Annotated in this window: 23 protein-coding genes; 12 read left to right on the top strand and 11 right to left on the bottom strand. The window is 31.8% G+C overall.

Annotated elements, in window-relative coordinates; translation table 11 throughout:
- Nucleotides 1–160 precede the first annotated feature (160 nt).
- The 6 genes from BD847_RS01680 to BD847_RS01655 all read left to right on the top strand — a co-directional run bounded on the left by BD847_RS01680 (nucleotide 161) and on the right by BD847_RS01655 (nucleotide 4,691).
- Nucleotides 161–934, top strand: a complete 774-nt coding sequence (locus BD847_RS01680; RefSeq protein ID WP_115886532.1) for a carboxypeptidase-like regulatory domain-containing protein — start codon at nucleotides 161–163, stop codon at nucleotides 932–934.
- A 153-nt stretch (nucleotides 935–1,087) separates the two neighbouring features.
- The gene (locus BD847_RS01675; protein WP_115886531.1) at nucleotides 1,088–1,753 is read left to right on the top strand and encodes a hypothetical protein; all 666 of its coding nucleotides are present in this window, start codon (nucleotides 1,088–1,090) and stop codon (nucleotides 1,751–1,753) included.
- Between the two features lie 143 nt (nucleotides 1,754–1,896).
- Nucleotides 1,897–2,424, top strand: coding sequence for a hypothetical protein (locus tag BD847_RS01670; protein WP_115886530.1), 528 nt, complete (start codon nucleotides 1,897–1,899; stop codon nucleotides 2,422–2,424).
- 187 nt (nucleotides 2,425–2,611) lie between these two features.
- Entirely contained in the window at nucleotides 2,612–3,184 is a 573-nt protein-coding gene (locus tag BD847_RS01665) for a hypothetical protein (protein WP_115886529.1), read from the top strand.
- Nucleotides 3,185–3,344: 160 nt separating this feature from the next.
- Nucleotides 3,345–3,680 (top strand): hypothetical protein, encoded by a 336-nt coding sequence (locus BD847_RS01660; protein WP_115886528.1) that lies wholly within the window; start codon nucleotides 3,345–3,347, stop codon nucleotides 3,678–3,680.
- 225 nt (nucleotides 3,681–3,905) lie between these two features.
- The gene (locus BD847_RS01655; protein ID WP_115886527.1) at nucleotides 3,906–4,691 is read left to right on the top strand and encodes a hypothetical protein; all 786 of its coding nucleotides are present in this window, start codon (nucleotides 3,906–3,908) and stop codon (nucleotides 4,689–4,691) included.
- 318 nt (nucleotides 4,692–5,009) lie between these two features.
- Here BD847_RS01655 and BD847_RS01645 read toward each other — a convergent pair whose 3' ends face one another.
- Nucleotides 5,010–6,470 (bottom strand): aminoacyl-histidine dipeptidase, encoded by a 1,461-nt coding sequence (locus tag BD847_RS01645; protein WP_115886525.1) that lies wholly within the window; start codon nucleotides 6,468–6,470, stop codon nucleotides 5,010–5,012.
- 209 nt (nucleotides 6,471–6,679) lie between these two features.
- Here BD847_RS01645 and BD847_RS01640 point away from each other — a divergent pair, with 209 nt between their 5' ends.
- The 3 genes from BD847_RS01640 to BD847_RS01630 all read left to right on the top strand — a co-directional run bounded on the left by BD847_RS01640 (nucleotide 6,680) and on the right by BD847_RS01630 (nucleotide 9,044).
- Nucleotides 6,680–7,741 carry a DUF3810 domain-containing protein gene (locus tag BD847_RS01640; RefSeq protein WP_115887316.1) on the top strand — a complete coding sequence of 354 codons (1,062 nt, stop codon included), beginning with the start codon at nucleotides 6,680–6,682 and terminating at the stop codon, nucleotides 7,739–7,741.
- A gap of 167 nt (nucleotides 7,742–7,908) precedes the next feature.
- The gene (locus tag BD847_RS01635) at nucleotides 7,909–8,403 is read left to right on the top strand and encodes an RNA polymerase sigma factor (protein ID WP_068843197.1); all 495 of its coding nucleotides are present in this window, start codon (nucleotides 7,909–7,911) and stop codon (nucleotides 8,401–8,403) included.
- 8 nt (nucleotides 8,404–8,411) lie between these two features.
- Complete coding sequence (locus tag BD847_RS01630; protein ID WP_115886524.1) at nucleotides 8,412–9,044, top strand: hypothetical protein; 633 nt, start codon at nucleotides 8,412–8,414, stop codon at nucleotides 9,042–9,044.
- A gap of 95 nt (nucleotides 9,045–9,139) precedes the next feature.
- Here the strand turns inward: BD847_RS01630 and BD847_RS01625 are convergent, their stop codons facing one another.
- Nucleotides 9,140–9,970: a lysophospholipid acyltransferase family protein gene (locus BD847_RS01625; RefSeq protein WP_115886523.1), complete on the bottom strand. Its 831-nt coding sequence runs from the start codon at nucleotides 9,968–9,970 to the stop codon at nucleotides 9,140–9,142.
- A 125-nt stretch (nucleotides 9,971–10,095) separates the two neighbouring features.
- A complete protein-coding gene (locus tag BD847_RS01620; protein WP_115886522.1) occupies nucleotides 10,096–10,746 on the bottom strand; it encodes an NUDIX hydrolase in 651 nt (216 codons plus the stop codon).
- Nucleotides 10,747–10,839: 93 nt separating this feature from the next.
- Here BD847_RS01620 and BD847_RS01615 point away from each other — a divergent pair, with 93 nt between their 5' ends.
- Nucleotides 10,840–11,277 (top strand): DUF4268 domain-containing protein, encoded by a 438-nt coding sequence (locus tag BD847_RS01615; protein ID WP_115886521.1) that lies wholly within the window; start codon nucleotides 10,840–10,842, stop codon nucleotides 11,275–11,277.
- Nucleotides 11,278–11,426: 149 nt separating this feature from the next.
- Here the strand turns inward: BD847_RS01615 and BD847_RS01610 are convergent, their stop codons facing one another.
- From BD847_RS01610 to mnmA, 5 genes are all read right to left on the bottom strand, one after another.
- The gene (locus BD847_RS01610; protein ID WP_147298488.1) at nucleotides 11,427–13,871 is read right to left on the bottom strand and encodes a T9SS type A sorting domain-containing protein; all 2,445 of its coding nucleotides are present in this window, start codon (nucleotides 13,869–13,871) and stop codon (nucleotides 11,427–11,429) included.
- Nucleotides 13,872–14,158: 287 nt separating this feature from the next.
- The gene (locus tag BD847_RS01605; RefSeq protein ID WP_115886519.1) at nucleotides 14,159–14,569 is read right to left on the bottom strand and encodes a hypothetical protein; all 411 of its coding nucleotides are present in this window, start codon (nucleotides 14,567–14,569) and stop codon (nucleotides 14,159–14,161) included.
- A 20-nt stretch (nucleotides 14,570–14,589) separates the two neighbouring features.
- Nucleotides 14,590–15,534 (bottom strand): NAD(P)H-dependent flavin oxidoreductase, encoded by a 945-nt coding sequence (locus BD847_RS01600; protein ID WP_115886518.1) that lies wholly within the window; start codon nucleotides 15,532–15,534, stop codon nucleotides 14,590–14,592.
- Nucleotides 15,535–15,544: 10 nt separating this feature from the next.
- Nucleotides 15,545–17,149: a S8 family serine peptidase gene (locus BD847_RS01595; RefSeq protein ID WP_115886517.1), complete on the bottom strand. Its 1,605-nt coding sequence runs from the start codon at nucleotides 17,147–17,149 to the stop codon at nucleotides 15,545–15,547.
- 45 nt (nucleotides 17,150–17,194) lie between these two features.
- Nucleotides 17,195–18,382: a tRNA 2-thiouridine(34) synthase MnmA gene (mnmA, locus tag BD847_RS01590; RefSeq protein ID WP_115886516.1), complete on the bottom strand. Its 1,188-nt coding sequence runs from the start codon at nucleotides 18,380–18,382 to the stop codon at nucleotides 17,195–17,197.
- 141 nt (nucleotides 18,383–18,523) lie between these two features.
- Here mnmA and BD847_RS01585 point away from each other — a divergent pair, with 141 nt between their 5' ends.
- Entirely contained in the window at nucleotides 18,524–20,401 is a 1,878-nt protein-coding gene (locus BD847_RS01585) for a PEP/pyruvate-binding domain-containing protein (protein WP_115886515.1), read from the top strand.
- A 1-nt stretch (nucleotide 20,402) separates the two neighbouring features.
- Here the strand turns inward: BD847_RS01585 and BD847_RS01580 are convergent, their stop codons facing one another.
- Together BD847_RS01580 and BD847_RS01575 are read right to left on the bottom strand one after the other, a co-directional pair.
- A complete protein-coding gene (locus tag BD847_RS01580; RefSeq protein WP_115886514.1) occupies nucleotides 20,403–20,960 on the bottom strand; it encodes a DUF4956 domain-containing protein in 558 nt (185 codons plus the stop codon).
- A 165-nt stretch (nucleotides 20,961–21,125) separates the two neighbouring features.
- Complete coding sequence (locus BD847_RS01575; RefSeq protein WP_115886513.1) at nucleotides 21,126–21,830, bottom strand: toxin-antitoxin system YwqK family antitoxin; 705 nt, start codon at nucleotides 21,828–21,830, stop codon at nucleotides 21,126–21,128.
- A gap of 307 nt (nucleotides 21,831–22,137) precedes the next feature.
- Between BD847_RS01575 and BD847_RS01570 the strand changes: the two genes are divergently transcribed.
- On the top strand, nucleotides 22,138–23,115 hold the full coding sequence (locus BD847_RS01570) for a fasciclin domain-containing protein (protein ID WP_115886512.1): 978 nt from the start codon (nucleotides 22,138–22,140) through the stop codon (nucleotides 23,113–23,115).
- Between the two features lie 50 nt (nucleotides 23,116–23,165).
- On the opposite strand, the gene yidC is transcribed toward BD847_RS01570, so the two are convergent.
- Nucleotides 23,166–25,079: a membrane protein insertase YidC gene (yidC, locus tag BD847_RS01565; RefSeq protein WP_115886511.1), complete on the bottom strand. Its 1,914-nt coding sequence runs from the start codon at nucleotides 25,077–25,079 to the stop codon at nucleotides 23,166–23,168.
- Nucleotides 25,080–25,141 lie beyond the last annotated feature (62 nt).

Raw genomic sequence — 25,141 nt, 5'->3', positions numbered from 1 at the left:
AATTTGGGATTTTTTTATGCCAAAAATCTCCCTCCCTATCTCTTTTTAGTTAAATACTAAAAGCAACACTTCTATCCTTTGTTAATTTTCTTATAATTATATTCCAAGACAGCGAAATATTTAATCCCGATTTACTACTTTTAGTGCTTTAAATCAGGATATGAAATATTTCGCAGTTTTATTTTTTATATTACTATCAAGTGTTGGTTTTGCACAGGACACAGAATCAACGGGCCCTCAAAGAGTTTCTGGTTATATCTTTAACGATAATACGAAGCAGCCTCTTCCTAACGTAAACGTCATCAATAAAAACAAGGTTTTGGGCGCTAAGTCTGATTCTAAAGGTTATTTTGAAATTGATGTACAAGCCAATGACACACTTCATTTTTCTATACTTGGATTTCAGTCACTCCGAATTAGAGTAACGAATGACTGGATAAAAAATAAGATGACAAGAATTCAGCTTACCGAAAAAGCAATTGCGCTTGAGGAAGTTGTAATTGCGCCATTTAACCTTACTGGTTACCTGGAAGTCGATTCAAAACTTATTCCTACCAAAGAGAACTACCGTTACAGTATTTCCGGGCTTACACAAGGTTATGAAGCGGGAGAATATTCTCCAAATGCTTTTGGAAAAGTTCTGGGATCTATTTTTAATCCGGCCGATATGCTCTATAATTTCTTTGGAAAAAACGGAAAAGAACTCAAGAAGCTCAAGGACATGAAAAAAGATGACACGATCAGAAATCTTCTTGAAACAAAATACGACAGAGAAACACTTGCAATACTTTTAGGAATAACAAAAGAAGAAATTCCGGAAATCTTACAGCGTTGCAGCTATTCTGATTCGTTTATTCAAACTGCAAATGACTTGCAGATTTTAGATGCTATTAGCGGCTGTTATGAGCAATATAAAGTATTGAAACGAAATTAGAAACTTTCAGTCGCAGTTGCAGTGTTCAGCTGCCTAACATTGAAAAACACACAAATATAATCCCTGATTGCCATAAACAGTCAGGGATTTTGATTATTAGACAGGTCGAAAAGTCCTGAAATTTGTGAATTAAAAAATCGAAACAAATAATAAATGAAGAAATTCCTTTTTATTCTTACAACCTCGATAATTATTCTTTCTTGTGCTGTAAATCACAACACAAAAGATTTAATTGATTTTAAAACAAATAAAATTTCCAAAAAAAGTTTAAAGCTTAATGGCTATTACTATTATCAATTTGAAGCGGAAAGCAATCAAAATTATAACACTACTGAAAAAATAAAAAGGATAAACGCTATCTTCATATATGACGATGGATACAGTCTTTATCTATCAGGAATTGACGGACTTTATCCTTATTATTGTGCAGAAGGAAATCACCCTGAAAATAGTTTCGAAAATGCTCATAGAAATATAGAATTGTTAGTAAATGCCCAAAATTCTGACGACAAAAAAATTAAAAAAAGATGTGATTTTGAGCCAAATTACATTAACCATAAAGGATTAACTCAGATAACCGAAAATAACAACAAAATAAAAATGCAATATTATCAGACAGAAATGCAAATACCGAATAAAGACTCTTTTAATTCATACTATTTATATGAAATGAATGGTGAAGTAAAAAATGATTCAACGTTTGTGATTTATGAACTGAAAAGCTACAGAACCAATAAAATAGAAAATGTGAATATGGTTTATAAATTCAAAAAGTGTAATAAACCTGAATTAATGAATTATTTTAAAAAGAATATATAAAACACCACAAACTACAACAACGAATTTGATCAATAGAATTAATAGAAAGTTAGTTTTGCTTTTGGGATGATTTTTCAAATCCTAAAAATGGGCTTAATTTAGTCCCAAACCCGCTGTAATACCAGAACGTTAGCAAACATATTATGAAAAAACTGCTTAAATATTTTACATTTTTATTATTAGTTTCATGTAACCAAAAGATAAAAGAAAATATAGATTCTTCTGAAAAAGAGGTAAACAAGAAAATTGAAACAGAAGTTATTCAAGAGCAATACATTGAAAACGATACTTTATTATCCAAAATGGAATCTGATTTAAATGAGCTTGTTAAAAATCCAAAATTTACAATTGAAAAAGAACTGGTAAATAATAGACATGTAGAGAACATAATAGACACAATTAAAACTTTTAATTTTGATAAAATCAATATCAAATCGTATAAAGCGGTAAGTGAAGAATGGATTTTCGAAGCAAAAATTCTCAATTCAGGATTTGAATTTGCAAAGTCTATAAAAATTGGAATTGACAAAAAATCCTTTGAAAAAATATTAAATACAAAATTGAATTCTGAAATAGTAAAAGTTGGAAACTTAGAACAAACATCAGTATTCATCTTTAAATTTGAAAAAGATAGTCTCAAAGAAATAGATTATGAAGGTTACGTCGATTAGAAAATACGTTTGCTAACACACGCTACAAGCAATTTGGGTATTTAGCTTAATTTGAAATTGGTCTTGTATTTGGAAGATTTGGCAAATCCAAAAATAGGGCTTAATTTAGTTCCAAACTGCGTGCAGCGCGCGAACACGTTACCAGATATTGTAGGAAAAATCCGAATCCAAACAACAACCGATTTATATGAAATTATTAAAATTACAAATCATAGTTTTCTTAACTATTTTATCATTCAATATCCTAAATGCCCAACAGAATCTAAAACTTAATTTTAAAAGAATTGAACTAATATATTACGAAACAAATGGAAATCCATTAAAAATTAACGTTTCAAACTATGCGCAAATAAATGAATACGGAATTGTTACTGTTCATTTAAATGGTAACAATGGATTAAAATTTTACCAGTACCAATTATCAAATGAATTTATGAGTCAAATTAATTCATTAATGATTGGTAAAGATTCTTTAAAAAAACACTTGGTTAAAACTAAAATGGACGCTGGAAAACATTATACGGGAAGTTATAACTTTATTGCTTTCGACAACGAAGAATTGTGTTTTGTAGAACCATATATGTCAAAGGCATTTAATTTAACTTTTAACCAATTAGAAGATATAATATTGAAACAATCTGAAAATGCAGAAATTGAAAATCCAAAATTCAAAATTAAAGAAATAGAAAAGCGAGTTCTGATTGAACATAAAAAATCTAATTATTTACCAAAAATTGAGCAGTCACCAAGTATGAAATAAAACAACAGCTGGTAACAGCTACTACAACGGATTTGGATAATTGACTTAATGGAATAATGGTTTTATATTTGAATGATTTGTAAATCCGAAGAATGGACTTAATTTAGTCCCAAACCTGCTGTTATACCATAACGTTATCACTCATTTTAAAACTGCTCCAATGAAAAATCTACTTATTATTCTCCTATGTTTTTTCCTTATTAGTGCAAATAAACCAGAAGAAAATCTTGAGTTAAGAATTTATAATAACAGTAAGTTCAAAATAGAAAAGCTGAAATTTAACTTTAATGGTCAAGAAACAGAATTTAAAAATATTGAACCAAAAAGTTACAGTGAAATAAAGAAAATTAAAGGTTTATGGAAAGACAATTGTTATGATTTAACAGTATTCAGAAAGAAACTCTTTACAGAGAATTTTTGGAGTCATCAAATTTGTTTTCCAATTGACCATATTGGAAACAATAAGATCGAAAATGGAAAATATATACTAGTTTAAAAATCAAACAGATTGAAAAAGAAAAGTTTGATATTGAATCGGAATATATTGTGGATAAAAAAAACGAGTGATAACAGCTACTACAACGGTTTTAGGCAATAGGTTTAATGGAAAGTTAGTATCATAAGAAATAAATTTAACAAATCTGAAAACAGGACTTGATTTAACACCAAATCCCACTGTAGCAAAACATTATATATTATTTTACCTACAAAATAAAAAAAGATGAAACAAATATTTATTATTGGATTAATGATAATAACCGTAAATTCTTGTTTTGGACAAAAAGCAAAAGTTGATAGTTTGCTAACTGAATTTAAGAAGAAGTCTTTTTATGGAAATGTTTATCCCGCCAAACAAGAACTTGAAAACTACCAGAAAATAATTATTCCAGAATTAATAAAACTTTTAAAAGATACAAGTTTTGTAAAACTAACAAACACGGCAGATTTAATTTATCCAGGAAGCACAACTTTCTATGGACACGGACATTACATACCATATGATATGGATTGGGTTTCTGTAAGATCAGGTTGGCTGCTCGAAGAAATAACATTCCAAGATTTTAATTATAAGAATTCTGCAGTTAATGACGAAACTCTCTTAAAACTTATGAAAGAGAACTATAATGACTATCTAGAAAAAGGTACTTATGACTTAGATTGGAAAAACAAAACATCAAATCAAAAAAACAGAGAATACCGAAAAATACTTTCGAAGAATGTGGAAAAATGGTGGAAAGAAAACAAAAAAAATTGGAGTCGAATTTCCGCAATTAAAGAAGCATTAAATTCAAACAATGAAAACAGATTGAGTAATGTCTTTCAATACTTAAGATACGGAGATTCAAAATGTGATAAAATGACTAAAGAAGTATATGATATTGAAATAAAACCTATAATAATATCACTAAAAGAAACAACGGAATATTCCGAAATACAACAACAAATTAAACTACTATTAAACAGCAGTATTAGTTCAAAAATAGTAGATAGCAAAAATAGCAGGTAAAAGACACTGCAACTGATTTGAACAAAATACCTATCAATTTTATATCCTAAATTTTAAATCTGATCACTTAATGTTTTTTCAGTATCTCAAAACACTACATTTACCTGTAATTAACTTTAAAACAAGTAAATCATGTCAAAAGGTCAAGATGCTAAAAAAACAGCAAAAAAAGAACCGCTAAAAACGGCTAAGGAAAAGAAAGAAGAAAAAAGAGAAAAGAAAAATGCACCTAAGAGAGATTAATTTTTAGTATTCAGTTACAGTCGCAGTTTTCAGTCTCAAAGGAAACTGAAAACCGTGACTGAAAACTGAGACTTTTTATTTAACTGGAATATTCGAAAGAATTTCCAATACAAATTTCCAATATTTCTGAGCAGATGAAATACTTGCTCTTTCATCCGGAGAATGCGCACCGTGAATAGTTGGACCAAAAGAAATCATATCCATTCCCGGGTAATTTGTTCCTAAAATTCCGCACTCTAAACCAGCGTGACAAGCTACAACTTTTGGTTGTTCTCCATTTTGCTTTTCGTAAATCCCTTTTAAAACTTCTAGTATTTCCGAGTTTACATTTGGAGTCCATCCCGGATAAGAACCAGAAAGTTCTACTTCGCATCCAACCAATTCAAAAGCAGAACGTAAAGAATTAGCCAAATCAAATTTTGAAGATTCAACAGAAGATCTTGTTAGACATCCAATTAAAATCTCTCCATCTTTAATTACAACACGAGCAATATTATTTGAAGTTTCTACCAAATCCTCCATGTCTGCACTCATTCGGTAAACACCATTTTGAGCAGCATAAATCGCTCTGATGATTCCTTCCTGAACACCTAAATCCATCACTTTTTCAGGTAAATCACCTTTTACGATTTCAATAGATAAATTAGGCTCAGTCGTTTTATATTCAGCTTTGATATCAGCAATGATTTCCTGCATATCATAAACGTAAGCTTCATCAAACATTTGAGAAATAATTACTTTCGCAACACTTTCTCTTGGAATTGCATTTCTTAAACTTCCTCCATTGATTTCGACAATCTGCAAACCAAAGTTTTCAAAAGCATCAAACAACAAACGATTCATGATTTTATTAGCATTTCCTAAACCTTTGTGAATATCCATTCCTGAATGTCCTCCGTTTAAGCCTTTTACTGTAATAGTATAACCAACCGAAGCTTCTGGAACTTCTTCTTCATGATAGGTCCTTGTAGCTGTTACATCAATTCCTCCAGCACATCCAATATCAATTTCATCGTCTTCTTCTGTATCTAAATTCAATAAAATCTCACCTTGCAAAATTCCTCCTTTAAGGTTTAATGCTCCGGTCATTCCTGTTTCTTCATCAATTGTAAACAAAGCTTCGATAGCCGGATGCGGAATATCTTTGCTTTCCAGAATAGCCATAATTGTTGCAACTCCCAAACCGTTGTCGGCACCAAGAGTCGTACCGCGCGCACGAACCCAGTCACCATCAACATACATGTCGATTCCTTGTGTGTCAAAATCGAAAACAGTATCAGCATTTTTCTGGTGCACCATATCAAGATGTCCTTGCATTACGATAGCTTTACGATTTTCCATGCCTGGAGTGGCTGGTTTTCTAATAATTACATTTCTAATTTCATCTTCAAAAGTTTCTAAACCTAAGCTGTTTCCAAAATTTTTCATAAACTCAATAACACGCTCTTCTTTTTTAGAAGGACGTGGTACGGCATTTAAATCTGCAAATTTGTTCCAAAGTGCTTTTGGCTCCAGATTTCTTATTTCCTGACTCATTATATATTTTGTTTGATGTTTAACAATTAAGAGCTTCAAAGTTACAAAGTTTAAAAGTTATTTGTGCCACGAATTACGCGAATTAGCACAAATTATAATGGCTCTAAAATGAATCAGATTAGTAATTAGTGAAAATTCGTGCAATTCGTGACGAACTTTTTTCAATCAGTCAAAAATGTATTTATATTTACGTATCCAAAAATTATACTGTGAAATCGAAATACATTCTTCCATTATTTTTATTAGTTCAAATCATCTTCTTAAGAATTCTAAGATATTTTCCAGATTATGTAGAAGGTTTCTACAGCAACAATATCTTTATCCGAATTTCACACTTTCTAAGAATAGCCTTAGGCCGAATTCCTTTTTCTCTTGGTGATTGTATTTATGCTTTTCTGATTTTAGGAATAATTGGATGGTTTTGGAAAATCCGAAAAACATGGAGAACCGATTGGAAAGATCATCTTTTAACGATTTTAGGTAAAATTTCTGTTTTTTACTTTTTCTTTCATCTGCTTTGGGCTTTCAATTATTATCGTAAACCTCTTTTCGAAAAAATGGAAATCAAAAGAGAATATACTGATGCGGATCTTTTAGCTTTTACAAAAAGATTAATGGTCAAAACAAACGAAATTCAGCAACTGATTACAAAAAGTAAAAATGAAAAAGTAGTATTTCCATATGCGCAGAAAGAATCGTTCCAAAAGATTTTGAACGGATATGACAATTTAGCCAAAGAACATCCTTATTTCAAATATGAAACTTTAAGCGTTAAAAAATCACTTTTTAGCACTCCCCTGACTTATATGGGATTTGGAGGATATTTGAATCCGTTTACAAATGAAGCTCAGATTAATGATAAATTACCAATGTACACTTTTCCGTTGACTACTGCTCATGAAATGGCGCATCAAATTGGTTACGCAAGTGAAAATGAATGCAATTTTATAGGTGTTTTGGCATCTGTAAAAAACGATGATTTGTACTATCAATATGCAGGATATGCTTTTACACTTCATTATTGTTTAAGTGTCTGGAATTATAAAGATGAAAAGGTTTTTAAAGAATTAACGCAAAATATTCATCCGGGAATTTTAAAGAACTTTCAGGAAAGTGAAGATTTTTGGAGAAGATATGACACTTTTATAGATAAAGGTTTTCACTTTCTATGGGATAATTTCTTAAAAACAAACAATCAAAAAGATGGAATGGAAAGCTATAGTAAATTTATCGATTTGATGATTAATTATTATAAGACACGACAATTGTAGAAAGTTGCCACGAATTTCACGAATCAACTCGAATTTCAAAATCAAAGCGCCACTTTATTTTTTATCATTTTGTGTTGTGAGAAGCAATTCGGGAAATTTGTGAAATTCGTGGCGAAAAAATATATCCTTCTTGTAACAAAATTGATCACACTACTACTAATACTTTTATGAGCGAAAATCTAGAACAATCATTTGTTGCGCAATTGCAGGCAAATCAGAATATAATCCACAAGATTTGTAGATTATATACTGCCGGCGAAGATGCTCACAAAGATTTGTTTCAGGAAATTACTATTCAGCTCTGGAAAGCGTATCCAAAATTTAGAGGAGACAGCAAATTTTCTACCTGGACGTATCGTGTTGCATTAAATACTGCAATCACTTTATACCGAAAAACCAAAAGAACCGTATCGACAGTAGAATATGAAAGTCATCAGCATTTTGTAAAAGATGTTGATTACAATTATGAAGAGGAAGAACAGATTAAGTTGATGTATAAAGCCGTTTATCAGCTTAATGACATCGAAAAAGCATTAGTTTTTATGTATTTAGAAGACAAAGATTATCAAGAAATAGCCGAAACATTAGGAATCAGCGAAGTGAATGCCCGCGTGAAAATGAACAGAATTAAAGGAAAGCTTAAAAAAATACTAAATCCTTAAAAATTATTATGAAAGAACTGGATTTATTAAAAAAAGACTGGAAAAAGAACTCGGATTCTTTTGAACAAATTTCTGAAAAAGAAATCTACAAAATGATTCATAAAAAATCTTCATCGATTGTGAAGTGGATTTTGATTATCAGCATTTTGGAGGTTATTTTTTGGACCATATCAAACTATTTCTCCAATATCGACGATATCCTTAAGAAAATAAATCACCCCGAAATTATACTTTATATGGAAATTATAATGTATTTCAATTATGTCGTGATTTTAGTTTTCATTTACTTTTTCTATAAAAACTACAAAACCATAACCACAACTGTCTCGACTAAATTACTGATGAAAAGTATTTTAAAAACCAGAAAAACAGTTCAGTATTATGTTTGGTATAATCTGGGAATGATTGTAGTTTCGTCTATTCTAAGTTTTTTCATAGGATATGTATACAATCCTGATATGGCTTTTATTAGAGAAAAACTAGCGATGAACGGAAAAGCAATGTTGTTTTCAATTGGTGCTTTAGTCCTTCTTACGCTCGTTTTCTTCGGAATGTTCTGGTGTATTTACAGATTGCTTTACGGAACTTTATTGCGCAGATTATATGCTAATTATAAAGAATTGAAGAAGATTGATTTCTGAAAAAGTTGCTGAGATTCTAAGTTTCTGAGACTCTGAGATTCTAAGTTTTTTTTAAAACTAAATAAATCCCAAAAACCTTTATTTAGTTTTAAATCTTAATATTCATTTTCCGTATCCTTGTAGCTCCATCGTCTCATTTCATTAAGTTCTTCTTGCGCTTTGATTTCTTCAGCCGGAATTACTTTTAAGAATGATGGATGTTGTTCAATTGCGTATTCTACTTTTTCTACAATTTCTTCGATTGTATCATTTTCATAATCAATATCAAGAGGTTCTTTGATGATGAAAGATTGCAGAATTCCTTTTTTCTTCATTCGTAATCCTTTCTTGTCAAAAGATCGGCGGAAGCCATCAATTACAATAGGAATAACGATTGGTTTGTGTTGCTTAATAATATGAGCAGTTCCTTTACGAACAGGTTTGAATGATTTCGTAGTTCCTTGCGGAAACGTGATTACCCAGCCGTCATTAAGAGCAATTCTGATATTTTCAGTATCATTTGGGTTAACATCTCTTTTCTCAGTAACATCTACTCCTTTTGCACGCCAGGTTCTTTCAACAGTAATTGCTCCAACGTATGCCAAAATTCTTGGTAGTAAACCTGCTTGCATTGTTTCTTTGGCGGCAACATAATAAATATTCATTTTTGGTTGCCATAAGTAACCAATGTTCTTAATAGTATCCTGACGTCCGCTTAAACTTGCGTTAAAGACATGAAACATCGCTACAACATCGGCAAAATAAGTTTGGTGATTCGAAATAAACAGCACATTAGTATCAGGAAGTGTTTTAATAATTTCAGATCCTTCAATCTGCAATTCATTAAATCCTCTGTATCTGCGGTGCGTCATGGACCCCAAGATACGGATCAACCATTTCTTGATGAATAATATATGTCCAAAAGGATTTCGTTTAAACAATCCCATAGCTGTTTATTGTATTTTTTTGTTAAGTCGCAAACATACAAAAATTATTCTTTTAGCAATACTATAAAGCAATTTCGGAAATAAATTGTTATTATAATGAATATCAAATTGTTAAATATTCATTTTTACAAATTTTCTTCAAAAACCAATTTTAACACATCTCTCAGTTCACTTAATATCATAGCTGTCGCGCCCCACACCACGTGGTTTTGTATATTAAAAGCAGGAACTAAAATATTGGCTGCATAGGAAGTTGACAATCTGGCTTCGATAATGATTTCATCATCTAAAAATACCGACAAAGGTAATTCTATAATATCTGCAACTTCTCGGATATCCGGAAAAAACGAAAGCTCTTCTTTAGCTATTCCCAAAAAAGGATGAACCAAAAAATTGCTAGGCGGAATATACATTGGGGAAAAGTGCTTTATAACTTCTATTTTATCCGGAAAAACACCAATCTCTTCATGTGTTTCTCTTAAAGCGGTTTCTTCAAAATTAGCATCGGTGGTTTCAAATTTTCCGCCGGGAAACGCAATTTGCGAAGAATGCACACCGTTATATGCATTTCTTACGATTAAAATGAGATGTGTTTCTCTATTCTTCGGATAAAGCAACATCATAACTGCAGCGATTCTTGGATTTTTTGTTTTAATATCAAGATTTTGTAATTCCTGAATACGTTCTTTTGGCGCCATTTTTATATGAGCAAATGTAGCCGGCAGTTCAACAGGAATTAAATCAGGAACATATTGTAAAAAATCTTGAAAATCCATATTCAAAGTTTATTTTTGTACTTTCAAATAAAATATAAATATACTTTAGAAAACGCGGTTCTACAAGTTTTCTAAATACCAAAGCCATAAAAAATGTACAGCAGAGAAGAATCACAACGAATTAAGAGAGAGTTCTGGGTTGCTTTCGCAGAAAAATATCCGAGAAAATGGGTTCTTTATGATACAAAAATTAAGGATTTCTCCTTTAAATTTTTCGTTGACAATAAAAAAGCACAAGTCTTAATTGATATAGAACATCGAAGCGACGAAAAACGAACTGCTTATTTTGAAAAAATTGAAGCCTTAAAAAATATACTGGAAGAAGAATTTATTAAAGATTTGGTTTTCGAGAAAAACTACACTTTAGAAAGCGGCAAAAACATTAGCAGAATCTGGGTTGAAAAACTTGGCGTAGGTTTTAGTAATCGAAACAATTGGGATGCCATTTTTGATTTTTTCAACGAAAACATGCATGCGCTTGAAATGTTCTACTTGGAATATGATGAGTTTATTAAGGACATTGAGTCGTAAAAGATTCTGAGTTTCTAAGATACTAAGATTAAAAAAGGCTTGAAATTCAAATATGAATTTCAAGCCTTTATAAGTTAATAAGCTAAACTTTGTACTTTGTACTTTGTACTTTGTACTTTGTACTTTGTACTTTGCACTTTGTACTTTTTTTACCTTTTAATTATCTTTTTTGTTACAACTCCTGAATCTGAAGAAAGCTTTATAAAATAAACTCCAGCGGCAAACTTAGACATATCGACTTGTAATTCGCTTTTGTTTTCAGCTTTTGCCGAATATAATTCTTTTCCTTCTATAGAATAAACCGCAATTTTTTGTGGAGAAACAGCGTTCGAAAATGTCACATTTAATTGTTCTTTTACTGGAACCGGATACATTCTAACAGTAGAATTTTCTTTTTCTGCTGTTGGATCAAGCCCAAGTGAACCTGATGATTTGCCAACATTCACTTTTACAATAAATGATGGGGCATTTTCTCCAGGATTATCTGACGTGCCTATTGCAAAAATATAATTATCACTATTAGAAGTTGATTTTGCAGTTGGAGAAGTTACTCCTTCTAAAGCAATTATATCGCTTAAATGATCTATTTCAGCCGGCATCTCAAAATCTTTAACAAATGTACCGTCAAGATTAATTGCAGTCACATTAGAGTCACCTTCTGTTATATAAAGAACAGAACCTAACTGCTCAATTTTTCTGTAATCGTGATAATCGCTACTTCCAATTTTTCCGCTTTTTTGGTTTTCATTAAATTCCAAATCCATTTTACCATCCTTAGAAAGTTTTACAATTTGATTTGGAACAGGCACTCCGTTAAAATTTGCATATATACCTGCTAATATAATTTCTCCCGAATCAAGTATCTTAATATTACCAACTGCAGAGTCTGGTCCTGTGCCATCTATTTTAAAAGTTTCATCAATTGAACCATCTAAATTAAGTCTCAACATTTTAAAAGAGTATCCTCCATTATTGAAAACATTATAAATTCCGCTACAAAGAATTTTATCGTCATGCAACTCAAAATAAAGTCCCGTAATCCAAACATTTGAATCTGAATTTAATATGTATTCTGTCTCCTGAACCCCATCTTCATTTAATCTAAATAATCTCCACTGATCTGTCACTAAAATTTTACCGTTTTCTAATACTTTGAAACGACTCATTTCGATAATCTGCGAGTCCTTTTTAAAATCAAAATCTTTTAAGACCTCTCCTTTATTATTCAGTTTTAGAAATTTAGTCTTAGTACTTACAAAAATAGTTGTACTGTTTACCACTTGAAATTGTCTTATTTCTCCAATATATTTCGGAAAAACAAATGATTCATTGAAAGATCCATCCGTATTCATTAATGCAATACCAAAAGTGTCTACATCATTAATTCTAACAAAATCACCCTTCACTACTAATTTTCCATCAATAGATTCTCCAGTTTGAAAACTTCCAAATCTACTAGTCTGTAAGTCTGAAGACTCTAAAGCATTTCCATTTAAATCACGAACTGATAAACCATATCTATTACCAATTTGCTCTGTACTATTATAGATAATTTTGTCTGCAACAAAACCCATATTAAAATCATACGCCAGTTCGTTTAATTTGGCAGGTGAAAAACTTTCATCTAATGATCCATCTGAATTTAACCTAACAAAATAAAAACCGTAATCGACACTATTATTAATTCCTACATTTAAATATATATAAGAATCTTTAACGAAAATTTTTGAGTTGAAAGGTGTACCGTACTGACATTTAAAACTAGAATCAAGTGTTCCGTCTGGGTTTAATCTTATCATAAAAGGCACTACAGAGTTTTCTTCAGTACTAAAAAAGTTTCCACCAATTAATAATTTTCCATCATCCTGTAGTGCTAAAGAAAATGCATACCCTTTTCCTCCTTCTCCAATATCAAATGTTGAATCAAGTATACCATCAGAATTTAATTTTACAAGACCATTTTTAGAAATTCCATTAACAGCTGTAAACATACCGCCAACATAAATACCCTCAGTAGAAACCACAACTGTATTTGTCGAAGCATTAAAAGCTAAGTCATTATTAAAAGTTTCATCCAAAGAAAAATCGCTATTGTATCTGTGCAAATAACAGCTTTTACTACCATAAGCGTCAATTTCACCACCAGTAACTAATATTTTATCATCAGCCTGGATCGCTATAGATTTCGCCATAATAAGGTCAGTAATAGAACTTAAAATTTCACCACTTGAATTAAGTTGATGCAATGCATAATGATCAGGAGCAAGAGCGGTCGGATTATCCATTAAGACAATAATATTTCCATTACTTTGAAATTTTGCATCTCTAATTTCTAGTTTTGGATCCCCGTTAAAAACAAAAGTTTCGTCAAGCGAATAATCTGCATTTAATCGGATAAGGTTATTAACTTTTTTGCCTTTATAAAATTCAATTTTCCCTCCTAATAAAATTTTTCCATCAGGAAATTCTTTGATTACTGCAATTTTTGCAGCTTTATAAGGAACTGGTTTTACAAAAGTTTCATCTATTGTTTGGGCATAAGATGATAATAATCCGAAAAGAGTAAGTAATAATAAAGAGTAGAATTTCTTCATACGCACTGTAGGTTAAGGTTGTTTTTGGGTTTAGTTTTAAAAAAATGGCCTCTTATTTTAGATAATAGACATAATTTTAACAAGTCAAATATAGCAATTTAAACAAACAGCAATTAAAAATGTTTTATTTTAAAAATAGCATACGCTTTATCAAAAAAACTGATAGCCAGAAAGCCTTAAATAAACCGAATTCTAAATAACAAACCCGACAAACTTTAAAGCTTGTCGGGTTTGTTATTTAATCTCAGTATCTTAGAATCTTAGAATCTCAGAAACTTAAAATCTAACTACACACTAAAAATATTATAAACAATAATATGATCATCGTAATTGATGTAAAGTTGTTTTCGGTAATCTTGTTTTTTTCGTGTTATGATCGATAATTTACATTCTCTTCCATCATTGTCTTTACACATAAAAGAATACGTAATATCGGTTTCATTTTCTTCTCGTTCAATATAATCCAAAATACTAAAAAGCTGAATTTCCTGAGAATAAACTACGATTCGGTGTTTATTGGTATCTAAAACTACCGAAAGATTAACCAAATCAAGATTAGACCATTCGCCCCATTTTCCTTTTTGATTTTTCTCTAAAACACTAAAACCCGAAGTCTTAAAATGATATGACTGACTTTGAGCATCTTGGAGTCCAAATAAAAGAAAAAGTAATAGTATAGCAGTGCGAATAAAATTCATAATATAATTCTTGCAGATAATTAAAACTCAAATTTAGTCTTTTCTTCGCAGGCTGCTTCAAATTCGGTCATCATTTGTTGAATAATTTGCTCAACCGGCAAAATTTCATGTATCAGTCCAGCTATCTGCCCTATTTCTAGTTCGCCTTCTTCAAGATCGCCTTCAAACATTCCTTTTTTGGCTCTTGCTCTTCCCAAAAGAGTTATTAATTCTTCTTTCGAAGGACATGTTTCATATAAAGCCTGAACATCATTGTAGAATTTATTCTTTATTAATCTTACTGGCGCCAATTCTTTCAAAGTCAATTGAGTTCCGCCTTCATTTGTGCTCAATATGGTGTCTTTAAAATTATTGTGAGCTGACGATTCTAATGAAGCTGCAAAACGACTTCCTACCTGAACACCATCTGCACCTAGAATCATCGCTGCCAGCATTCCTCTTCCTGTTGCAATTCCGCCCGCAGCCAAAATCGGGATTTGGATTTTTTCTTTCACCATCGGAATCAATGTAAAAGTTGTTGTTTCTTCGCGACCGTTATGTCCGCCAGCTTCAAATCCTTCCGCTACGACGGCATCAACTCCTGCCTCTTGTGCTTTTAAAGCAAAAACACTGCTGCTTACAACATGAACAACTGTAATTCCTTTAGACTTTAAAAAAGAAGTCCATGTTTTAGGATTTCCTGCTGAAGTAAAAACAATTTTCACACCTTCTTCAACGACGATATTCATTATTTCTTCAATGTTAGGATATAACATCGGAATATTAACTCCAAACGGTTTATCGGTTGCTTTTTTGCATTTTTGAATATGCTCTCTTAAAACTTCAGGATACATCGACCCTGCTCCAATTAAACCTAAACCTCCAGCATTACTAACGGCTGATGCTAATTTGTAACCACTGTTCCAAATCATTCCTCCCTGAATTATTGGATATTTTATTTTAAAAAGCTGCGTAATCTTGTTCATTCAGAGATTGTTATTGTTTGATTATTTTTCCCGTTTTATGTAAACTTTCACTATCGAAAGTATAAAAATAGAGTCCACTGTTTAAGTTTTCAACAGACAGAAACGGGTTTTGATTTGTTATTTGTTTTTCAATTATTCTTTGCCCTAATACAGAATAAATTACAACCGAGGCGTCATAATCTGATTGTGGAATCATAAATGAAACTATTGTTTTTGCTGGATTAGGAAATACCGAAAAATTAGAAGCTATAGCAAAATTCTCGAACCCTAAAGTAGCACCAAAATTTGGTATTCCGTAACCGTAATTATTATCCGGAGTAGTATATCGATCTGACGACTCAAGAATCATTTGCCGGATTTCTTTATTTGTTTTTGTTGGAAATGCCTGCCATAGACACGCAATCATTCCAGCCAATACCGGACATGAGAAAGAAGTTCCGTTTGAAGTCCCGATATTTCCTAATTCATCCGAAACAACAGTTCCGCTTCCCTGTGCCATGACATCAGGTTTAATCCGATTATCATAGCTCGGTCCTATCGAACTAAAACTAGATTTTGTTTTTGAGGAATCTACTGAACCAACTGTAATTACAGAAATAGCATCTGCCGGCGCCCCAACATGAGGTTCGGCAGTTCTGCCTTCGTTTCCTGCTGAAGCCACAACAATAATTCCGCGACTAAAAGCGATTTCTGCGCCACGCGAAATAAAAGTCGTACTGCCGTTCATATCGCTATAAGTATGACTTTCGCCCGCTTTATCAAACTCAAAATAACCAAGTGAAGTTGTAATAATATCTACACCAAGGCTATCTGCTTTTTCGGCAGCTTCCACCCAAAGTGATTCTTCGATTGGATTTTCAGAAGTATCATCTTCTGTTATAAATAAATAATAAGAAGCATCAGGAGCGGTTCCTACCAAAGCATTTTCCTTATAGCCTCCCATTGTTGAAAGAACCAAGGTTCCATGATCATCACCGGTATAAAAATTAGTATTTCGGTTCACGAAATCATACCCTCCCAAAATTCGATTATTTGCTTGAAGATTCGCAAAAGGTTGTGCAGTATTAACTCCCGGAAAACCAGCGTCCAAAACTGCTATAATTTTTCCTGAACCGGTATAATCCTTTTGATGTAAAACTTGGCCATTAAGCATTTGAATTTGATTCCCGGAATTTCCATACGAATAATCAATAGCGGTTTCAAGCTTATTAACCGTTTTTAAAACTTTGTTTGGATTTGCTTTTTTTGAAGTGGTGTTTAAGGTCTTATTTGCAAAAACAATCTTGTCTACAAAAGACAATGACTGTAGTGCTATAATATTCGTTTGAGTTCCTTTAATGTGCAATGCATTCAGCCATTTTGAACGCGCCAAAACAGAAATTCCTGTTGCCGATTTTATCTGATCTACATAATTTTTTTCAATTGGAACATCAGTGAGATCAAGCGCAATACTTTGATTTGTTCTACGCTCCAAAGCACGGGAAGATAGCATTTGTGAAGGATTATCCAAAAATTGTTGCGCACTTGGTTTGTCTTTAAAATATATCCATGCATCTTCTTGCGAAAACATCACAGCTGAAAAAAACAATAAAAAAAAGGCAAAACATTTTTTCATACTCTACTTTCTTCAAAAGGAAAACCTTTCTAAAAAAGTATAAAGCTAAGAAATTACTCCCGAACCTACTAATTCATTTTCTAAATACCATGCAACAAATTGCCCTTCGGTAATTGCTGATTGAGGTTCGTCAAAATGAACGTACATTCCGTTTTCAAATTGATATAAAGTTGCTTTTTGCAAAGGCTGACGGTAACGAATTCTTGCCATAACTTCCATCGATTCACCTGATTTTAATGCCAAATCAGTACGAACCCAATGAACCTCAGAGTTTCCAACAAATAAAGCCTTTTTGAACAATCCAGGATGATTGCTTGATAAACCGGTATAAATGGTATTGGTATCAACATCTGTCGCGATTACAAACAACGGATCAGTAGTTCCTCCAACATTCAATCCTTTTCTTTGTCCGTTTGTAAAATAATGTGCACCTTGATGTTTTCCAACAACTTTTCCCATTGTTGGTACATAATGCAATTTATCAGATTCTGCTTTTAATTGCTCTTCCAAAGACAAGCCTGAAGTATCTTCAGCACTATAAATTGGATCATTTTTATCAACCTGAACAATTTTCCCTTCTTTTGGTTGCAATTTTTGTTGCAAGAATTCAGGAAGACGCACTTTTCCGATAAAGCATAATCCTTGCGAATCTTTCTTTTCGGCTGTTACCAGTTCCATTTCAGCTGCAATTTCACGAACTTCAGGTTTTGTTAATGCGCCAATTGGAAACAATGCTTTTGCCAATTGCTCTTGTGATAATTGACATAAAAAATAAGATTGATCTTTATTGATATCATTTCCGGCAATCAGTTGATAAACCGTTTCTCCATCCACTTCAATTTCGCTTTTTTGACAATAATGTCCCGTTGCTACATAATCTGCACCAAGACTTAAAGCAATTTTCATAAAAACATCAAATTTGATTTCGCGGTTACAAAGTACGTCCGGATTTGGAGTTCTTCCTTTTTCATATTCGTTGAACATATAATCAACGATTTTTTCTTTGTATTCTTCACTTAAATCAACAGTTTGAAACGGTATTCCAAGTTTTTCGGCAACCAATAAAGCATCATTGCTATCCTCTAACCAAGGGCATTCGTTAGAAATAGTAACCGAATCGTCATGCCAGTTTTTCATAAAAAGGCCAATAACTTCGTATCCTTGCTGCTGCAATAAATAGGCTGCAACACTAGAATCTACACCACCGGAAAGTCCAACAACTACTCGTTTCATTTTAAAATGTTTGATTTTTTAAGGTTGCAAAGGTACGCCAAATAATAGAAAATTTTCACTGTTTTGATTAGTTTATATAATCACGCAGTAAACAAAAGCTATCGTTTTTTTTAATTACTTTTAATAACCAATTTAAAAGTCATGCAAAAAATTGTTTACAGCTTTATTTTACTTCTACTAACAGTATCTTTAAGTGCTCAAAGATTCAGTGCTTCGCTACCTAATTATGAAGCTTACAAGGAATTTAGAGGTAAACCACTTTCTGATAAATTTTCTAATATAGAATCTGTAAAAGTGATTTATGATTTACGAAAGAAAAAAATGTACTATTTCAACAGTACTTTGATTCCGTTGCATTATGATTTTGTCGTAAACTATCTGAATTACAGAGATGATTTAGAAATTTTCAATAGAGACAATTATAGCAATACTGAGAAAAATCGCGATTATTTACTCGGAAACCTAAATCATATAAAAGGAACAGACAAATGGATTTTCGAATTGGCCGCGTCTGATGATATGCCACTTTCTCTGATTGAACGTTTTTTTAATCTCGTAAAAAACTCCACTTTTATTGGTGAAAACCTGAAATTCTATTTAAACAATCCAGAAAAAATGGAATGGTTTGAACAGCAAAAATTTAAAATTCCATGTGTAAAATCAGATTATATTTTTAATGAAATTACGTATCAGCAAGTTGTTTCAGGAAACAATGTCGGAATTCTGAAAGAATACAAAATAAAGGACTTAGAACGTACAAAACCAAATCCAGATGAAATTGTAGTTCTGGACGGAACGCCGGATATTTTACCCAATGTAAGAGGAATTATTGTAAATGAGCTTCAAACACCGTTAAGCCATTTAGTTCTTCTGGGCAAAAACAGAAAAATTCCGATTATGGCGTATACCAATGCTTTCAAAGACAATAATATTAAAAGATTATTATCTAAAAAAGTGGAATTGAACATTCAGGTGGATACTTTTTTTATTAAGGAAACCAACAAAAAAATTGCTCAGAAAACGAATTCAAAAAAGAAAAAATTAGTCATTGATACCACTGTTACGGAATTAGTCAATCTTAATACGATTCCGAAAAAAGGAGTGAATTTTATTGGTTCGAAAGCACAAAATATGGCTTATTTAATTGCAATTTCTAAAGAAATCCCTTTTAGAACTCCAGAAAATGCTCATGCAATTCCGTTTTATTATTATACAAAACACATTCAAAAAAAATCTATTGCTCCTTTGATAGAAGAACTTTTGGCAAATTCCCAAAAAGATTCTACAATATCAATTCAGCAGCAATTAAAAAAGATAAGGGATGCTATAAAAAAAGAACCTGTTGATCCTGAATTAATAGCAAAACTAAACCAGACTTTTAAAAATGCTGCGTTCAAAAATTTCCGATTCCGATCCTCTACAAACGCAGAAGATTTGGATGATTTTAATGGTGCCGGATTATATGATTCTAAAACAGGGATTTTAGGCGACAGTATAAAAACTTTTGAAAAAGCGATTAAACAAGTTTGGGCAAGCGTTTGGAATGAAGCTTCTTATAATGAAAGAGAACTTTTTGGCATCGATCAGCATAATATTGCAATGGGCGTTTTAGTTCATCGATCTTTTCCGGATGAACTTGCAAACGGAGTAATTATAACCAAAAATGTTTTCCGAAAAGATTATCCGGGAATTACTGTCAATGTTCAAAAAGGAGAAAATTCAGTTGTAAAACCCGAAAAAGGAGAAATATGCGAGCAATTTATAGCTTCTCATTTTAATGACGGAAAGAACGAAACCGATTTTGAAGTCGACTACACTTCCAATTCAAATTTAAATAATAACGAACCTTTATTAAACAGAAAAGAAATAGGCAATCTTTATCTTGTCAGCAAAAAGATTGAAGAAAAAATGTATCGTTATTGGAGAAAAAACAAATTTAATCCAGTTGATATTGAATTTAAAATTGTGGGCGAAAACAGGGATTTATACATCAAACAAGTGCGTCCTTTTAATGAATAAATCAATAAAAAACCTGCACATCAATTTCATTTAAAACAGTATTTACTAATACAATTTTAAAATCGAAATCCTGAATGTTTATTTTTTCCTGAATCGCTTTTCGCAGATTTCCATTCTCTAACGAAAAATCGTTTAAAAGCGGTATTTTAACATCAACAATGTTCAGGTATTTTGAAGCTTTTTTGTTTACTATAAATGAAGCTGCAATATAAAATCCGATAATGATCAACTGAAAAAACAGAAGCACTTCAATTTTTTCATACGGATACATAATATCCAATATAGAAAGTGTGATTGTTGCAAAAAGAAAAATGATAGCATTTACTGTAAAAGACTGGGTTCTAAATCTTAAAATGGAAAAAATAGCAAACAAACCAAAACCAATTCCGACTCCAATTTCAATTTTGGTAAACAAATAACAAAGCGAAAAAGTACACAATCCAACAATAACCATTAATGGATTTATAGTTTCATTATCTTTTCGATTGGAGAAAAAATACAAAACCAAAATTGAAAAAAACAATAATAAAAACCGGCCGATGAGTTCGTTTAAATTCATTGTATCAAATTATTAGCAAATCAAATTTAAACAATTTATGATATAATCATAAATAAAGTTTGCCACGAATTACACCAATTCTCACAAATTTTATTCAGCAGTCAAAGTCAAATTAATTCGTGAAAATTGGTGTAATTCGTGGCAAAAAATATCGGATAGATTAATTTATTCCATTTTAGGCTTTGAGTCAGATTGGTAGTTGCTTTTTGGATCACTCATATTGACTTCTTTCGTTAGTTTTCCTTTTAAGAAAAACTGCCACATTCCAACTTTTTTACCGTTAAGAAATTTCCCTTTAGAAGCCATTACACCATCCGAATCATAAAAAACAGCTTCTCCGTTATACACATTATCTTTATAAGTACTCTGCTCTAAGAGAATATCGTTTTGTCCATATTTTTTATAAACCCCATCCTTTAAACCATTCTTATAAGTGGTTTCTTCCGCGATTTTAGAATTTGGATAAAAAACAGATCTTGTACCTTCTAATTTTCCATTTTTGTAGTTTTCAAGTGTCATTACTACTTTAGAAGCTTTGTGATAGTATTTCCATTCTCCTTCTCTAGCCTTTCCAATTTCCTTCCCTTCACTTACCTTGTTTTTATTCTGATCATAAAAAATCGTGTAAGAACTTCCGTCATTTGCAGTGAAATCACGCGTCGCTATTACATCACCTTTTTTAGTATCATCAAAAAACTTAAAAACTCCGGTTTCTTTTCCGTGATTGAAAGTACCTTCATAACGAGGACGTTTCGACACTTCATAAGTTCCTTTCCAAACTCCGTCTTTTTTACCGCTGGCATCTACTTTATTAAGTTCTTGAGAAAAAGCTGCTGTACTGATTAGAAATAAAATCCAAATTTTTTTCATAAACTGTTTTTCTTTATAACACTAAAAAGTGTGTTTTATTATTGCAAAAGTATAACCAATTTTACTTTTTTAATGATTTTTTAAAGTCTTAAATAGTATTTTAAATTTTGTTTAATCAAAATTAAACAAAATTAACAACTCAAATGATAAAACCAAAGTCAACACAATATAAACTACTAAAAATCAACATTGTAAAAAACAAAACAAAGAAACAAAACATGTAATAAATATAAATTTTGTTTAATATTATATAAAAAACATTAAACAAAACTTTGTAATTTAGCCTGACAAATAAAAAAACTATATTATGAAAACATTAAAAATTAAATTAATTGCTTTCTTAGCATTAATTGCTTTCGTCAGTGTTTCATGTAACAATGATGACAATGATACGTCACAAACCCCACAAACGATTGTATCTATTGCGAAAGCAAATCCCGAACTTAGCAATTTAGTTGCTGCGTTAGAAAAAGCAGATTTAGCTGCTACATTGAACACTTCCGGTTCTTATACCGTTTTTGCACCTACTAACACCGCATTTAGTGCTTTTCTATCAGCCAAAGGTTATGCTAATCTTAATGAAGTTCCTGTTGCAGCATTAAAAGAAATATTATTAAATCACGTTTTAAGCACAAAAGTAAAATCAACTGAAATTGCGACTGGTTATGTAAAAACCTTAGCTAAAGGAGGCGCTTCTACTTCAAACACTATAAGTATGTATCTTGAAAAAGGCACAGGAGTTACTATAAATGGTGGAAAAACAAATGGTGGTGCAGCAGTAATTACCGCTGACATCGAAGCCTCAAACGGAATTATTCATGTAGTTGATGGCGTGATTGGTTTACCAACGATTGTTAACCATGCAATAGCAAATAAAAATTTTACAACTTTAGTCGCGGCTTTAACTTATAATCCATCTTCTGGTTTTGCTGGAATTTTATCAGGAACAGCTAGTTCTCCATTTACCGTTTTTGCTCCAACAAATACAGCTTTCGCAAGTTTTCTAACCGAAACTGGATTTTCTGGACTTCCAGCTATTCCTGCTAATGTTTTAGAAACAACTTTGAAATATCACGTTGTTGCAGGCGCTAATGTACTTTCTACTTCTTTAACAAACGGACAAGTGGTAAATACTTTTGCTGGGCAAAGTTTTACCGTTAATTTAACTGGCGGTGCAAAAATTACGGATGCAAGTGGCAGAGTAAGTACTATTGTGGCCACGGATGTACAATGCTCGAATGGAATTATCCATGTCATTGATAAGGTTTTATTGCCAAAATTTTAAAATAAAAAAACCGCTGTGATCAACAGCGGTTTTTTTATCAATATATTATATTATTTCTTTTTATTCTGAGCTTTTGCAGCTTCTTGTTGTTCCATTACTTCTTGAAGACGTTGCTGAAACTTACTTGGCTTTTTAGGCTCTTTTAATTTATTTTCCTGAATCTGAGCGTGAATTTTATCACTGTCTACGATGTAATTTTTGATAACAAACATAATTCCGATAGTAATTAAGTTTGAGATAAAGTTATACAAACTCAAACCTGAACCGTAATTATTGAAGAAGATTAACATCATTAATGGTGAAACATAAATCATGATTTTCATCATTTTTGCCATATCCGGCATACCTTCTTGCTGAGGCGCAGCCATTTGCTGATCTCCAGAAGTCATTTTCATGTAGAAGAAAATCGCAATTGCAGCCAAGATTGGGAACAAACTGATGTGATCTCCATACATTGGAATCGTAAAAGGTAATTTCACAACAGAGTCAAAAGAAGATAAATCGTCTGCCCAAAGGAAACTTTTTTGTCTTAATTCGAATGCTGCAGGGAAAAACTGGAATGACGCATACATAAAAGGAAGCTGAATCAAAGCCGGAATACATCCTGCCATTGGGTTTACACCTGCTTTATTGTACAATTTCATTGTTTCCTGTTGTTTCTTCATTGGGTCTTTTTTGTATTTTTCTCCCAACTCTGTAATATCAGGTCTTAAAACTTTCATTTTAGCCTGAGACAAGAATGACTTATAAGTAATTGGCGACATTGCCAATTTGATCATTATAGTAAAAATGATAATTGCAATTCCTAATGATAATCCAATTGTTGAACTTAAGAATCCGAATAACGGAATGAAAATCCATTTGTTGATCCATCCGAAAATTCCCCATCCTAATGGAATGATTTTTTCGAAATTTTTATCGTAAGCTTTTAATGTTTTATAGTCCGCAGGACCCATATATAAGCTCATTTTGTAATCGATCTCACCGTTTGTAAATGCTAAAGGCAAATTAGCTCTAAACTGTTTTGTAAAAACGGTATCGATTTTTTCGTCCTTAACTAAATCATCAGATTGTAATTTTGAAGTTTCAAAAGGTTTTTCTGTCGATAAAATTGTAGTAAAGAAATGTTGTTTAAAAGCCACAAAACTAACTTTCTCAGGAGTTTCTTCTTTTCCTTGTCCGTGTGAACTTACGTTATTGTATTTTGAATCCTCGTATTTGAAATCAATTTGCCCATAACGGTTTTCATAAGCAATACTTTTCTCATTACGGTATGTTTTTAAATCCCACTGTAAATCAATTGGTTTAGCCGAATTTAAAACTCTGTTCAATCCTTGAGAACGTATATCAAAACCAACTAAATAATCGTTTGGCTTTAAAATATATTTGTATTCTAAAAATTCGTTAGCTCCAGCTTTCAAACGCATAGATAAAACCTGATCTGCACCAATTTTTTCTAACGTTGGTTCGAAGTATAAATCTTTAGAATTTAAAGTTCTGTTATCAGTTGTAAGCAGTTGTAAATTTAAGTTTGAATTATTGTCTTTAATTAACTCAACTAATTGTCCTGAACCTTTTTTAAATCTTTCAAATTCTTTTAAAGTTGCTTCAACAATGTAACCACCTTTGTTAGCAATTTTTAGCTTAATCTTTTCATTTTCGATTGTTGTAAAAGCTTCTTTTGCAGAAGGAAGTGTTGCAGAATAAGCAAAACCGCCTAATGTTTTTTGCAATTGAGCCAATTGAACTGTGTCACCTGGAGTTGCAGCAGCAACTGGCAAAACAGCAGTTTTAGTTTTATCCGCTTTTGCTTGAGCTTCTTGTTTAGCAACTAATTCTTTCTTGGCTTTTTCAGCAGCAATCTCTTTCTCAGAAGGCTGGTTTTGGTACATAATCCAAACCAAAATTCCAAATATCAATACAAAACCAATGATTGAATTAAGATCTAATTTTTTTTCTTCCATTATTATTTAAAAAAGTTATTCGTTGAAGGTAATTAGTTATGCGTTTTACGCGAATGTTACAA

Origin of the sequence: Flavobacterium cutihirudinis, from assembly GCF_003385895.1 — a bacterium.
GTDB classification, from domain to species: domain Bacteria; phylum Bacteroidota; class Bacteroidia; order Flavobacteriales; family Flavobacteriaceae; genus Flavobacterium; species Flavobacterium cutihirudinis.
This window is presented reverse-complemented; position numbering and strand designations above follow the sequence as displayed.